Raw genomic sequence first — 12645 nt, 5'->3', positions numbered from 1 at the left:
CCTGATCCGTCCCTGAGGATTGCCCCATTCCGCGCCCAGCGCCGGACATTTCGGGGAGCATGGGAATCGTCCCACCCACCCGACACCGACGGACGGAGCCCGCGATGGCCGGACTGCCCGACGACTTCACCGGACACGACCCCACGCGGCCGGGGGCGGGCGGTGGCGCCCGGGCGATCCGTTGCCCCGCCTGCCGCCGCGAGCACCTGTACGAGCCGCCCTCGCTGCCCTGTCCCTGCGGCGCCTCGCTCAAGGTGCCGCTGCTGCGCGGCGGGGTGCCGGTGCAGGTGCGCTTCCGTTCCTGGGAGGACTCCTGGCTGAGCATGCGCTGCCCGCACTGCGGCCGCTCCGACCAGTGGCCGCAGCCCGAGTTCACCTGCAACTGCGGCGCCACCGTCCGGCTGCCGGTGGACCGTGCCACCCGGCTGGGCAGCGGTACGGCCGCCCCGCTCGCCGCCCCCGGCCCGCAGGCCTCCCGCCCCCACCCGGCCCACCCGCTGGGCGCGCCGGCGCCCGCCCCGCCCGCGCCGCCCGGCGCCTCCACCGGCCGCTCCCGCCCGTTCCGCCACCGCACGCCCTTCCGTCCGAACCCGGTGCGTACCTCGCAGGACGCGGTGATCACCGCCGCCCGCTACCTGGAGTGGCTCGGCTTCGACGACCTGGAGCTGACCGAGGCGCAGGAGCGTGACGGGGTCACCCTGCTGGGCGGCCGGATGGTCGCCCAGGTCGACACCTGGACCGAACCGGCCGACGTGAAGGCGGTCGAGTGCCTGTGGCTGCAGACCCTGCACGCCGAGGAGATGGCCGCCGCGATGTTCACTCTCGCGGGCTATTCGCACCAGGCCACCGTGCGCGGCGAGCAGCTGCTGGTCGCCCTGTTCAGCCTGGATCTGGCAGGTGTGCCGCAGCCCGCGAACGGCGCCGCCGAGGCCCTGATGGAGACCGGCTGGACCTCCTGACCGACCGGATGCCCCGCCGGATCGTTTCGCCCGCGCACCCCTAGATCATTTCTTCCTCAAAATCAACAACCTTCGCTCGTGATCTGGTGCACAAGCTCACCCCCGTGTTGAATTGCCGCCACAGCGCGGGCCTTTCGCCCTGCCGTTGCCATGCGCACGGTCGTGGCGGCAGGGCCCCAGGGGCAGGTCCGTGCCCTGCTGGATGGCGCACACAAGGAGGTGGCGTTGTCAGAGCACGGATGGGGCCCGAGCGGCCCGAACGGGCGGGGGCGGGCAGCAGCGGAGGAGCCGGGCGACACCGTGTGGCGACTGAGGTCCCGGGGGTGCTGGCAGGAGGCAGCCGAACTGTTGCGCCCGGCCGCCGAACAGGACCCGGCAGCGGCCCTCGGACGGGCCGAACTCCTCATCGAGCAGTGCCTGTTCACCGCCACGCACTGGACCCAGGCGGAGCAGGCGTTACGCCTGGCGGAGGCACTGGCGGCCGGCACCGAACAGCGCGCGGCCGCCGCCTGCGCCCGCGGCTTCCTCGCGTACGTGGCGAGTGTGCTCGGGCCGCGGGACCGGCTGGACGAGGCCCAGGCCGCGCTCGGCCGCACCTCGGCCCTGCTGCCGCCGGACGCGCCCGGCCGCCCACTGCTGGACTTCCGACGCGGCCTGGTCGCCGAGAACCTGCTACGCGACCGCGGTGCCGCCTGGATCGCCTACCGCCGGGCGCACGAGGGCGCCGGCGAGCGCGGGGACGAACTGCTGCGCTCGTACACCTGGCGTCACCTGGGCGCGTTGGCGCTCTCCCGTGGGGACCGCGCCAACGCCCGCGAGGGCTTCGACGCCTCCCTGCGGCTGCGCGAGCAACTCGGCTTCACGGTGGGGGTGGCTCCGGCGCTCGCGGCGCTCGCCGAGGTGTCCGAACCGGACGAGGCCGCCCGGCTGCGCGCCGAGGCGACCCGGCTGGTGCACGCCCTGGGCGGGGTCCCGGTCTGGCTCGCGCGCCAGCTGGGCTCCGCCCGCGCGCCGGGGCCTCTCCCGGACGGGCGCACCACCAGCGAAACCCAGGGAACAATCAGCTAAGGTGAGCCTAACCTGGCTGGGGCGGGCAGTGCCCCGGCCGGGTCGCCTTGCCGTTCCCCGGGCACCGCCATGCCCCGGTCCGGCCGCGCCCGGCACGCACCACCGCGCCGCCGGGCACCGCCGGGCGGTCCATGGGCGGCCCCGGTCGACTTGATGGGGCTCACCCATGACCGCGAGCAGCGCCAGGCCCGGCCCCACGCCGCGTGCCCCCCGCACCCCCGGGGCGCACACCCCCGCGGCGGCCTCCCCCTCGCCGACCAGCCCCCGACCCGCCCCCACCCCACCGACTCCCCGCAGCACCACCGCGCCCACCCCCACCCCCGCCGCACCACTCGACGCCCCGGGCGCCCCCGCGTACCGCCGGCTGGCCGGGCTCACCTCCGTCCTGAGCGTGCGCTGCGCCCCGCCCCGACGCGGCGGCGGCTGGCTGCCCGCCGCCGACCTGGCCGCCCGCCCCGAGGCGGTGCGCGAGCTGATCGCCCATGACGCCCGGCAGGGCCTCGCCCGCTACGGGCGGCCGCTGCGCCCGGACGTCGCGGCCGGCTTCGGGCTGCACCGCTTCGTCTGGCCGGTCTCGCTGCTGTTCACGCTGCCGTGGTTCCTGCAGCGGCGCGTCCCGCTGCTCGCCCTCGGGGACGTCTCGCTGCGCCGGCGGCCCGGCGCGATGGAGCTGACGGTCCGCCCGACGGCGTTCGCCTGTCTGCCGGACGACCCGGCAGCCGCCGCGCCGCAAGCCCGTACGGCGCCGGCTGAGGACGCGCTGGCCGCCGAACTGCGGTGCGCGCTGGGCGGGTTCCTGACGCCGGTGCTGGCCGCCTTCCGCCCGGAGGCGCGGCGTGGACCCCGGGTGCTGTGGGCGATGGCCACGGACGCGGTGGTGGAGGGGCTCTGCCACGCGGGCGGGCTGCTCGGGGAGGCGGAGCGGGCGCGCGCCGAGCTGTCCGCGCTGCTGGCGCCCGGCAGGACCGCGTGCGCGCCCGGCGCGGACGGCGGCCCCGCCCCCGCCCCGGCCCCCTTCACCCCGGGCGCCGGCTTCGCGCCCCCGGCGCCCGGATGCGTCGACGCTTCGAGTACGGACCGGGCCCGGGCCAGCTGCTGCCTCGTCTACACCGTGGAACCGCAGGAGATGTGCGGCGGCTGCCCACGCGTCACGCGGAGTTGACGAACATTCGTCCGACTCCAGATCCGGAAAGCCCGGAATTCCAGGAACAATCCGCTTCAGATTTATCAGACAATCGTTTTGCTGCTGCGTCAGAAATCCCTCTCCCCAGCGCATTGACTGCGAATCGGCCATTCCTCCGCCGAGCATCGGCCATGATGGTCCCCGCCATCACGACGCAGGAACGCGACGCAGGAAAGCGAGGCTGGTTCCGGCGATGAAATTGTCCGACATACCGCTCGGGTGGGCCGTCACCGTAGTCGCGGGGCTACTGGTCAGCGCGCTCCTGGTGGCCCTGCTCCGCAACCGGGGATCCGTCAACGCCACCGGCGCGGATTCCTGGGAGCGCGCCGAGGAACGGCGCCGCCGCAAGGAATCCCTGTACGGCGCCGCCTCGTACACGCTGCTGTTCTGCTGCGCCGCCGTCGCCGCCGCGCTCTCCTTCCACGGACTGGTCGGCTTCGGCGTACAGAACCTCAACCTCTCCGGGGGCTGGGAGTACCTCGTCCCCTTCGGGCTCGACGGCGCCGCGATGTTCTGCTCGGTGCTCGCCGTCCGCGAGGCCAGCCACGGCGACGCGGCGTTCGGCTCCCGGCTGCTGGTCTGGATCTTCGCGGGCGCCTCGGCCTGGTTCAACTGGGTGCACGCACCACGCGGCTTCGGCCACGCCGGGTCCCCGCAGTTCTTCTCCGGCATGTCCCTCTCGGCGGCGGTCCTGTTCGACCGGGCGCTGAAGCAGACCCGCCGGGCCGCGCTGCGCGAACAGGGGCTGGTCCCCCGGCCGCTGCCACAGATCCGCATCGTCCGCTGGCTGCGCGCCCCGCGCGAGACCTACGCGGCCTGGTCGCTGATGCTCCTGGAGGGCGTGCGCAGCCTGGACGAGGCGGTCGAGGAGGTCCGCGACGACAAGCGGGAGCGCGCCCTGGACAAGGAGCGCCGCAGGCTGGCCGGGCGCCGCGAGCGGGCCGAGATCCGGGCGATCAACCGATCCCACAGCACCTGGCGCCGCGGCGGCGGCGCCGCGCGGCAGCTGGAGTCCGGCTCGGAGCCCGCCATAGCCGACGGGCCCGGGGCCGACCGGCCCGCCGCCACCGGACGGCGCCGGGCGGGCCGCCCCGAGGTGGAACGGCCCGCCGCTCCGCGCGAGGTCGAGCCCGCCGAGGTCGAGCCCGCCGAGGGCACGGTGGTCCAGCCCGGCCTGCCGGCCCGCCCGGAGCGGCGCACCATCGACCTCACGCTGGAGGAGGACACCGTCACGCTGCCCCGGCTGGACTCGCTGGAGCGCAAGCTGAAGGACCTGGAGCAGCAGTTCGGCTGACGCCCTGTCGACGCCCCGGGACCCGATGATCCGCCGGGGCGAGGTCGGCCCTCCCGCAGGAGCGTCGGCGCCCGAGCGGCCTGAGCACCCGGGGCGCCCCGGGTGCTCAGGCCGCTCGGTTGCTCAGGCCACCCCGGTTGCCCGGGCCCCGCGGGTGTTCAGGCCGCCGCCCCGCTGAGCTCGAACCACATCCGCTTGCCGGACCCGCGGGGCTCCACGCCCCAGGAGTCCGCAAGCGCCTCGACCAGCATCAGCCCGCGGCCTGACGAGGCCTGTTCCCCCGGGGTCCGGCGGGTCGGCCACAGGTCCGACTCGTCCTCCACCTCGACCCGCAGCCGGGCCCGCCCGCCGTCCTCCTCGGGCTCCCGGTAGAGCCGGGCGGTGAACATGGCGTCCCGGTCGGTGTGCCGGATGGCGTTGGTGACCAGCTCGGAGGAGAGCAGTTCGGCGGTGTCGATGAACTCGGCGACGCCCCAGCGGCGCAGCGCGTCACGCAGCTCGGCCCGCACCTCGGCGACCCGCGCCAGGTCGGCCTGGCCGATCCGGCGGCGCAGCTGCTGGGCGGCGAGCCCGCCCGCCGGGCCGTCCCAGCGCAGGAGCAGCAGCGCTATGTCGTCCTCGCGCTCGCTGGAGTCGGCGGCCTGGGAGGCGATCCGCTCGGCCAGCTCGTCCAGCGGGTCGCGGGCCGCCTCCCCGGCGGGCGGCAGCGGGCGGGCGAGCACCTGGGTGAGCCGGGCGATGCCCTCGTCCAGGTCCATGCCGCGTGCCTCTACCAGGCCGTCGGTACAGAGCAGCACGGTCTCGCCCGGGTCCAGGCTGAACCGGGTGACCCGGTACTCCTGGTCCGGATCGATGCCCAGCGGCAGCCCACCGGCCACCGGCACCACGGCGGCGGTGCCGTCCGCGCGGCGCACCACCGGGTCGAGGTGGCCGGCCCGGACCGCGTAGACCACGCCGTAGTCCACGTTGACCTCGGCGTAGGTGCAGGTCGCGAAGTGGTCGGTGTCCAGGTCGGCGAGGAAGCGGGAGGCGCGGGCCATCACGGCGGCGGGCGGGTGGCCCTCGGCCGCGTAGGCGCGCAGCGCGATCCGCAGCTGGCCCATGATCCCGGCGGCGTGCACGTCGTGCCCCTGGACGTCACCGATCACCAGGCCGACGTGCCCGCCGGGCAGCGGCACCACGTCGTACCAGTCGCCGCCGATCTGCAGGCCGGAGCCGGCCGCGAGGTAGCGCACGGCGGTGGTCACGCCCGGCACGGAGGGGACGGTACGCGGCAGCATCACCCGCTGCAGGCCGGCCGCCAGCTCGTGCTCGGCGTCGTGCAGCCGGGCCCGGGCCAGCGACTGGGCGACCAGCCCGCCCAGGGTGGACAGCAGGGTGCGCTCGTCCGCGTCCAGCTCGCGCTCGTCGTCGAAGCTGACCACGCAGACGCCGATCGCCCGGCCGCTGGCCACCAGCGGCAGGTACGCCCAGGAGCCGCGGCCGGTGCGGCTGGTCGGCCCCCACACCTCGGGGTAGCCGGCGCGGAACTCCTCGCGGGTCGAGACGAACACCGGCGCGCGGTGCCGCAGCGCCTCGGCGGCCGGGTGGCCGGCGGGCAGCACGGTGCGGTCCCAGACCGCCAGCGCGTCGGCGCGGTAGCCGAAGGCGCCGAGGATCCGGGCCCGTCCGGCCTCGAAGGAGGCCAGCACCAGGCCGTCCGGTGGCAGGCCGGGCAGCGGCAGCTCGGTGAACACCCGGGCCACGTCACGGACGGTGACGGCTTCGGAGAGGGCGCGCGCCGCCTCCTTGATGAACCGGGAGCGGTCCTCGCGCAGCAGGGCCATCCGGTCGGCGAGGTCGCGCTTGTGCAGCTCGACGGTGGCGTCCCAGACGAAGCCGACCATCCGGGAGGCGCGGCCGAAGGCGTCCGCGAGCACCCGGCCGCGGAAGCGCACCGCGCGCATGGTGCCGTTCGGCCCGACGGTGCGGTAGTAGGCGCCGCACTGGCCGAGCTCGGCGACCGCGCGCTCGACCCGGCGACGCACCACCGGCGCGTCCTCGGGGTGCAGCAGGGCCAGGAAGGAGGTGGCGGTGCGGTCGAAGCGGGCCTGCCCCGGGCCGTCCAGGCCGATGATCGTGCAGGCCCGCTGGTCGCCCTCCAGGACGTCGCGGCGGATGTCCCAGTCGAAGGACCCGATGCCGTTGGCGGCCATCGCGGGCTCCAGCCAGTCCGGCATGGAGTCGGCGGAGGCGGGCGGCAGTCCGCCGGTCAGCACGGGGGCCAGCCGGGCGGCGGCGAGGCTCGGCGACGGGCGCACCGCGGGGCTTCGTCGGGTCGACTGCGCGGGCGGCCGGGCCCGGCCCGTCCCGGCGGTGGTGGGGCCGACGAGGGGCTGTCCGGGGCTCCACGGCTCGGGGACGGTCGGCTGCTCGGGGAGGGTCGGCTCGATGGTTGCGGACTCCACGGCTCGCGACGGCTCCACGGCTCGCGGCTCTGCGGTTCTGGGATCCACGGCTCGCGGCTCTACGGCGGACGCGCCGGGAGGAAGCGCCGGCCCCGGCGACTCGGGCTCAGTGGGCATGCTGCTCCTGCCGCTGCCGTGGCGGACCGCGCCGACCGTTCGGACGGGCCGCGTGGCGGTGTGATGGGTCGTGCTGGATAGGACGGTGCCGACGGACGGTGGTCAGTCGAGGTACGGTCTCCCCGCTACTTCCCGCACGTGGACACACATTCCCACCATCCTGGCCAATGTTCCGCCGAGCGGCAATGCCAACGGTCCGGAAATCTTCCGTTCCGCCTTCTGTTCAGAGCTTCCTTCGCCAGCGAATCAATCGGATGCGAACAATCGTACGGCCGCGGCGGCCGGGCTCAGGGCAACGCGAGTTCGAACCAGGTGACCTTGCCGTCGCCTCTCAGCTGCACGCCCCAGGAGTCCGCGAGCGCCTCCACCAGCAGCAGGCCGCGCCCCGAGGTCGCGTACTCGGCCTCCGGGGCGCGACGGCGCCCGGGCAGCCTGCTCGTGCCGTCCTGCACCTCGATGCGCAGCCGGTGGTCCGAGCCGAGCACCGCGTCGAAGACCGCGCCCTTGGTGGTGTGCAGCAGCGCGTTGGTGACCAGCTCCGAGGAGAGCAGCTCGGCGGTGTCGGACAGCTCCGGCACCCCCCAGTGGTCCAGCGCCGAGCGCAGTCGCCGCCGGACCGAGCCGACCGCGACCAGGTCGGCCGGGTCGAGCGTCAGGTGCAGGCGCCGGTGCAGCGCGCACCCGGGGGCCGGTGTGCCCGGCAGGGCCGTCCCGGTGGCCCCGGCGGTGCCGTTGGCGCCGACCGTCCCGGTGTTGCCGACCGCGCCCTGGACCGGGCCGGACCGGTAGGCGTCGCCCGAACTCGTCCGCTGCCGCGGGAATCGCGACTGACCGTCCATCACCACAATGCCCCCGCCCTGAAATCCGGGCCCCCGCCTCCGGATCCCCCGCCGGCCGGGTGGCCCCCTCGATCTGACCACCATCCTCATGCCCAGTTGACGGCGTTTGCAACAGTGTGCGTCCGATCACGTGGGGTGAAAGGGGCACGGGGAGGTCCGCGTGATCCAACTGCCCGCGCCGGACAGGTTTGCGAAGCACAGAGGCGATTTCGAAGCCGCCGCCACTCGATCCCGCGCACACCCGGCGCCCGTACGGGCCGCGCCCCCGGCCCCGCGCCCCCGGCCCCGCTCCCGCCCGCGCCCCCTCCCCTTCCGCCCGGCCCGTCGCCCCTGCCGCCGCCTCTCACCCCCATCCGCCGCCCAGGAAGCCGAACCCGCGCGGACCGGCAACGCTGGACAGGGCGCCCCGGGCCGGGTTCAATGGCCCGAGATGTTTGAACGCCGTTCTAACATCACCCCCGGGAAGCCCCCAGCCCCCGAGCCGACCCCCTCCCCCGGCGACCGCGAGCGAGGAACCGTGCGACTGACCCCCACCGAGCGGGACCGGCTGCTGATCTTCACAGCAGCCGAACTGGCCCGCGCCCGCCGAGCCCGGGGCGTACGCCTCAACATCCCCGAGGCCACCGCCCTGATCGCGGACGCCGTCTGCGAGGCCGCCCGCGACGGCCGGCGCCTGGCCGAGGCCATCGAGGCCGGCCGCTCCGTGCTGACCGCCGACGACGTACTACCCGGCGTGCCCGACGTGGTCACCGTCGTCCAGGTCGAGGCCGTCTTCGACGACGGCACCCGCCTCGCCGTCGTCAACGACCCGTTCCAGGGCGCCGGCTCGCTCGGCGACGAGGCCCCCGGCGGCGCGCTGATCGGCGACGGCGCCGGTTACGACCCGGTCGAGGAGACGCTGCTGCTCCCCGTCCACAACACCTCCGAGGTGCCGATCTCGGTCACCTCGCACTTCCACTTCTTCGAGGCCAACCCGCGCCTGGCCTTCGACCGCGCCGCCGCCTACGGCACCCACCTGGCCGTCCCGGCGGGTTCCTCGGTGCGCTTCGACCCGGGCGCCACCGTCGAGGTCGGCCTGGTGCCGATCGGCGGCGAGCGGGTCGCGATCGGCTTCGCGGGGCTCGTGGACGGGCCCCTGGACGCGCCCGGCGCGAAGGAGGCCGCCCTGACCAAGGCCCGCGCGACCGGCTACCTGACCAGCTTCGACGACGCGGAGGTGCCCTCATGACGGCGATCACCCCCCATGACTACATCTCCGTGCACGGCCCGCGCGCCGGGGACCGGATCCGGCTCGGCGACAGCGGTCTGATCGTCCGCGTCGAGTCCGACTCCCAGGCGCCCGGCGACGAGTTCCTGGCCGGCTTCGGCAAGACCGCCCGCGACGGCCTGCACCTCAAGCCCGCCGCCGTCCGCGACACCTGCGACGTCGTGATCAGCAACGTGCTGGTGATCGACGCGGTCCAGGGCATCCGCAAGACCTCGATCGGCCTGATCGGCGGCCGGATCGCCTCGATCGGGCGGGCCGGCAACCCGGACACCCTGGACGGGGTGGACGTGGTCGTCGGCACCGGCACCACGATCGTCTCCGGCGAGGGCATGATCGCCACCGCCGGCGCCATCGACACCCACGTCCACCTGCTCTCGCCGCGGATCATGGAGGCCTCGCTGGCCTCCGGGGTCACCACGATCATCGGCCAGGAGTTCGGCCCGGTCTGGGGCGTCGGCGTCAACTCGCCGTGGGCGCTGCGCCACGCGTTCAACGCCTTCGACGCCTGGCCGGTCAACATCGGCTTCCTGGGCCGCGGTTCGTCCTCCGACCCGGCCCCGCTGGTCGAGGCGCTGGCCGAGGGCGGCGCGTCCGGCTTCAAGGTGCACGAGGACATGGGCGCGCACACCCGCGCGCTGGACACCGCGCTGCGGGTCGCCGAGGAGTACGACGTCCAGGTCGCCCTGCACACCGACGGCCTGAACGAGTGCCTCTCCGTCGAGGACACCCTGAAGGTGCTGGAGGGCCGGACCATCCACGCCTTCCACATCGAGGGCTGCGGCGGCGGTCACGTCCCCAACGTGCTGAAGATGGCGGGCGTGCCGAACGTCATCGGCTCCTCCACCAACCCGACGCTGCCGTTCGGCCGGGACGCCCTCGGCGAGCACTTCGGCATGATCGTCTCCGCGCACGACCTCAAGGTCGACCTGCCCGGCGACGCGGCGATGGCCCGCGACCGCATCCGGGCCGGCACCATGGGCGCCGAGGACGTCCTGCACGACCTCGGAGTCATCGGGATCACCTCCTCCGACGCCCAGGGCATGGGCCGGGCCGGCGAGACGGTGCGCCGCACCTTCGCCATGGCCGGGAAGATGAAGGCCGAGCTCGGCCCGCTCGACGGCACCGGCTCGTACGGGACGACGGAGACCGGCGACGACAACGAGCGCGTACTGCGCTACATCGCCAAGCTCACCATCAACCCGGCCATCGCGCACGGCCTCTCGCACGAGGTCGGCTCGATCGAGATCGGCAAGCTCGCCGACATCGTGCTGTGGCGCCCGGACCACTTCGGGGCCAAGCCGCAGCTCGTCCTCAAGGCCGGCTTCCCCGCGTACGGCGTGGTCGGCGACCCCAACGCCTCCACCGACCGCTGCGAACCGCTCGTCCTGGGGCCGCAGTTCGGCGCCCACGGCGCGACCGCCGCCGACATCTCGGTGGCCTTCGTCGCCCAGGCCGCCGCCGACGGCGCCTACCTCGACCGCCCCGCCGACGGGCTGCCCACCCGCCGCCGCCGCGTCGGCGTCCGGGGCACCCGCGGCATCGGGCCGCGCGACATGGTGCGCAACGCCCGGGTCGGCCACGTCGAGGTCACCGAGACCGGGCTGGTCTCGCTGGACGGCTCACCGCTGCGCTCCGAACCGGCCGACAGCGTCTCGCTCAGCCGTCTCTACTTCCTCTGATCGCCCCGGATCTCCCCGGATCTCCCCCGATCTCCCCCATAGGACTTGATGATGACCACCCCCACGCCCGCCTCCCTCGGCTACCGGATGCCCGCCGAGTGGCACCCGCACGACCGCACCTGGATGGCCTTCCCGACCGCCAACCCCACCTTCGACACCCCCGAGGCGCTGCACGCCGGCCGCGAGGCCTGGGCCGCCGTCGCCGACACCATCGTCCGGTACGAGCCGGTGACGCTGGTCGTCAACACCGGCGAGACGGCTGAGGCCCGCAAGTACGTCTCCGAGCGGGTCGAGATCGTCGAGCGCCCGCTCAACGACGCGTGGATGCGCGACATCGGCCCGTCCTTCCTGATCGACGGCAAGGGCTCGCTGGCCGCCGCCGACTGGATCTTCAACGGCTGGGGCGCGCAGTCCTGGGCCCGCTGGGACAAGGACCAGCACATCGCCGAGCACATCGGCGAACTGACGGAGGTTCAGCGCTTCGCCTCCCGGCTGATCAACGAGGGCGGCGGCATCCACGTCGACGGCGAGGGCACGGTGCTGGTCACCGAGACCGTCCAGCTCGGCGAGGGCCGCAACGCCGACTGGACCAAGGAGGAGGTCGAGGCCGAGCTGCACGCCTTCCTCGGCACCACCAAGGCGATCTGGCTGCCGCGCGGACTCACCCGCGACTACGACGAGTTCGGCACCCGCGGGCACATCGACATCGTCGCCTCCTTCGTGCGCCCCGGCGTCGTGGTCGCCCACGTGCAGCCCGACCCGTCCCACCCGGACCACGAGGTCTGCCGGGAACTCGTCGCCGTCCTGCGCGCCTCGACGGACGCCCAGGGCCGGCCGCTGGAGGTCATCGAACTGCCCGCCCCCACCGTCCTGCTGGACGAGGACGGCGAACCGGTCGACTACTCCTACATCAACCACTACGTGGCCAACGGCGCCGTGATCCTGTGCGCCTTCGCCGACCCGCGCGACCAGGAGGCCGCCGCCATCCTCGGCCGCGCCTACCCGGGCCGCACCGTCGAACTCGTCGACGCCCGCGAGATCTTCGCCAACGGCGGCGGCATCCACTGCATCACCCAGCAGCAGCCCAAGGCCTGACCCCCGGGGCTACCGGAGCGGGGCCCACCGCCCCGCCCCGGTAGCCTTCGAACTACCGTTCCACCCAGGGAGAGCACCGCACATGGCCGACCCCCGCCCGCGCCGGCCCGCACGCCCCCGCGAGGAGGTCTTCGCCACCGCCCGGGCCGCGATCGCCGAACACGGGCTCGCCAAGCTCACCATGGCCGGACTCGGCAAACAGCTCCAGATGAGCGCCGGACACCTGCTCTACTACTTCGGCAGCAAGGACCAGCTCCTGCTGGAAACCCTCCGCTGGAGCGAGGACCAGCTCGGCGCCCGCCGCCGCGGCACCCTCGCCGACCACACCCTCGACCCCTGGCAGCGCCTCGACGCCTACCTGCGCCTCTACCTGCCCGAGGGAGCGGGGGACCCGCGCTGGATCCTCTGGGTCGAAGTCTGGGGCCGCTCCCCCGCGAGCGCCGAGATCCGCCGGGGACAGCAGGAGATCGAAGCCCCCTGGCAGGCCGACCTGGTGACCCTCATCGAACAGGGCACCGCCACCGGCCACTTCACCCCGGGCCCCGCCGCCGACCGCGCCACCCAGATCCGCGCCCTCCTCGACGGCCTCGCCGTCCCCATCGCCATCGGCCTCCCCGACTCCCACCCCCCAGCCGCCCTCACCCAGGCCACCGCCGTCACCGGCATCCTCCTCCGCACCTGAGCCGCGGCCGCTCCC

10 protein-coding genes are annotated in these 12645 nt (G+C 74.6%); 8 read left to right on the top strand and 2 right to left on the bottom strand.

Translation table 11 applies throughout. From position 1 onward, the window contains the following. Nucleotides 1-104: 104 nt before the first annotated feature. The 4 genes from ACIBEC_RS14140 to ACIBEC_RS14125 all read left to right on the top strand — a co-directional run bounded on the left by ACIBEC_RS14140 (nt 105) and on the right by ACIBEC_RS14125 (nt 4504). Nucleotides 105-959: a hypothetical protein gene (locus ACIBEC_RS14140; protein WP_360499264.1), complete on the top strand. Its 855-nt coding sequence runs from the start codon at nt 105-107 to the stop codon at nt 957-959. 225 nt (nt 960-1184) lie between these two features. Next, the gene (locus ACIBEC_RS14135) at nt 1185-2027 is read left to right on the top strand and encodes a hypothetical protein (RefSeq protein WP_360499262.1); all 843 of its coding nucleotides are present in this window, start codon (nt 1185-1187) and stop codon (nt 2025-2027) included. Between the two features lie 166 nt (nt 2028-2193). After that, on the top strand, nt 2194-3189 hold the full coding sequence (locus tag ACIBEC_RS14130) for a (2Fe-2S)-binding protein (protein ID WP_360499260.1): 996 nt from the start codon (nt 2194-2196) through the stop codon (nt 3187-3189). 214 nt (nt 3190-3403) lie between these two features. Beyond that, on the top strand, nt 3404-4504 hold the full coding sequence (locus tag ACIBEC_RS14125) for a DUF2637 domain-containing protein (protein ID WP_360499258.1): 1101 nt from the start codon (nt 3404-3406) through the stop codon (nt 4502-4504). Nucleotides 4505-4662: 158 nt separating this feature from the next. Here ACIBEC_RS14125 and ACIBEC_RS14120 read toward each other — a convergent pair whose 3' ends face one another. After that, nucleotides 4663-6951, bottom strand: coding sequence for a SpoIIE family protein phosphatase (locus ACIBEC_RS14120; protein ID WP_360499256.1), 2289 nt, complete (start codon nt 6949-6951; stop codon nt 4663-4665). A gap of 404 nt (nt 6952-7355) precedes the next feature. Continuing rightward, nucleotides 7356-7907, bottom strand: coding sequence for an ATP-binding protein (locus ACIBEC_RS14115; RefSeq protein ID WP_360499255.1), 552 nt, complete (start codon nt 7905-7907; stop codon nt 7356-7358). A gap of 517 nt (nt 7908-8424) precedes the next feature. Between ACIBEC_RS14115 and ACIBEC_RS14110 the strand changes: the two genes are divergently transcribed. The 4 genes from ACIBEC_RS14110 (at nt 8425) to ACIBEC_RS14095 (ending at nt 12630) form a co-directional block, all read left to right on the top strand. Then, nucleotides 8425-9135, top strand: coding sequence for an urease subunit gamma (locus ACIBEC_RS14110; RefSeq protein ID WP_360499253.1), 711 nt, complete (start codon nt 8425-8427; stop codon nt 9133-9135). Beyond that, nucleotides 9132-10853 (top strand): urease subunit alpha, encoded by a 1722-nt coding sequence (locus tag ACIBEC_RS14105; RefSeq protein WP_360499251.1) that lies wholly within the window; start codon nt 9132-9134, stop codon nt 10851-10853. The genes ACIBEC_RS14110 and ACIBEC_RS14105 overlap by 4 nt, the downstream gene beginning before the upstream one ends. 48 nt (nt 10854-10901) lie before the next feature. Next, nucleotides 10902-11948: an agmatine deiminase family protein gene (locus ACIBEC_RS14100; protein WP_360499249.1), complete on the top strand. Its 1047-nt coding sequence runs from the start codon at nt 10902-10904 to the stop codon at nt 11946-11948. Between the two features lie 82 nt (nt 11949-12030). Next, nucleotides 12031-12630, top strand: coding sequence for a TetR/AcrR family transcriptional regulator (locus tag ACIBEC_RS14095; protein ID WP_360499247.1), 600 nt, complete (start codon nt 12031-12033; stop codon nt 12628-12630). The last annotated feature ends 15 nt before the right edge of the window (nt 12631-12645 follow it).

It is taken from the genome of Kitasatospora sp. NPDC051164 (assembly GCF_044455625.1).
Classification (GTDB): domain Bacteria; phylum Actinomycetota; class Actinomycetes; order Streptomycetales; family Streptomycetaceae; genus Kitasatospora.
Note: the sequence above shows the minus strand (reverse complement) of the source record. Positions and strands in the feature narration are given on the sequence as shown.

Excerpts from the sequence above, each read along its gene's own strand:
- ACIBEC_RS14140 (WP_360499264.1), top strand. The coding sequence starts at position 105 with ATGGCCGGACTGCCCGACGACTTCACCGGACACGACCCCACGCGGCCG.
- ACIBEC_RS14130 (WP_360499260.1), top strand. The coding sequence starts at position 2,194 with ATGACCGCGAGCAGCGCCAGGCCCGGCCCCACGCCGCGTGCCCCCCGC.
- ACIBEC_RS14125 (WP_360499258.1), top strand. The coding sequence starts at position 3,404 with ATGAAATTGTCCGACATACCGCTCGGGTGGGCCGTCACCGTAGTCGCG.
- ACIBEC_RS14115 (WP_360499255.1), bottom strand. The coding sequence starts at position 7,907 with ATGGACGGTCAGTCGCGATTCCCGCGGCAGCGGACGAGTTCGGGCGAC.
- ACIBEC_RS14105 (WP_360499251.1), top strand. The coding sequence starts at position 9,132 with ATGACGGCGATCACCCCCCATGACTACATCTCCGTGCACGGCCCGCGC.
- ACIBEC_RS14100 (WP_360499249.1), top strand. The coding sequence starts at position 10,902 with ATGATGACCACCCCCACGCCCGCCTCCCTCGGCTACCGGATGCCCGCC.
- ACIBEC_RS14095 (WP_360499247.1), top strand. The coding sequence starts at position 12,031 with ATGGCCGACCCCCGCCCGCGCCGGCCCGCACGCCCCCGCGAGGAGGTC.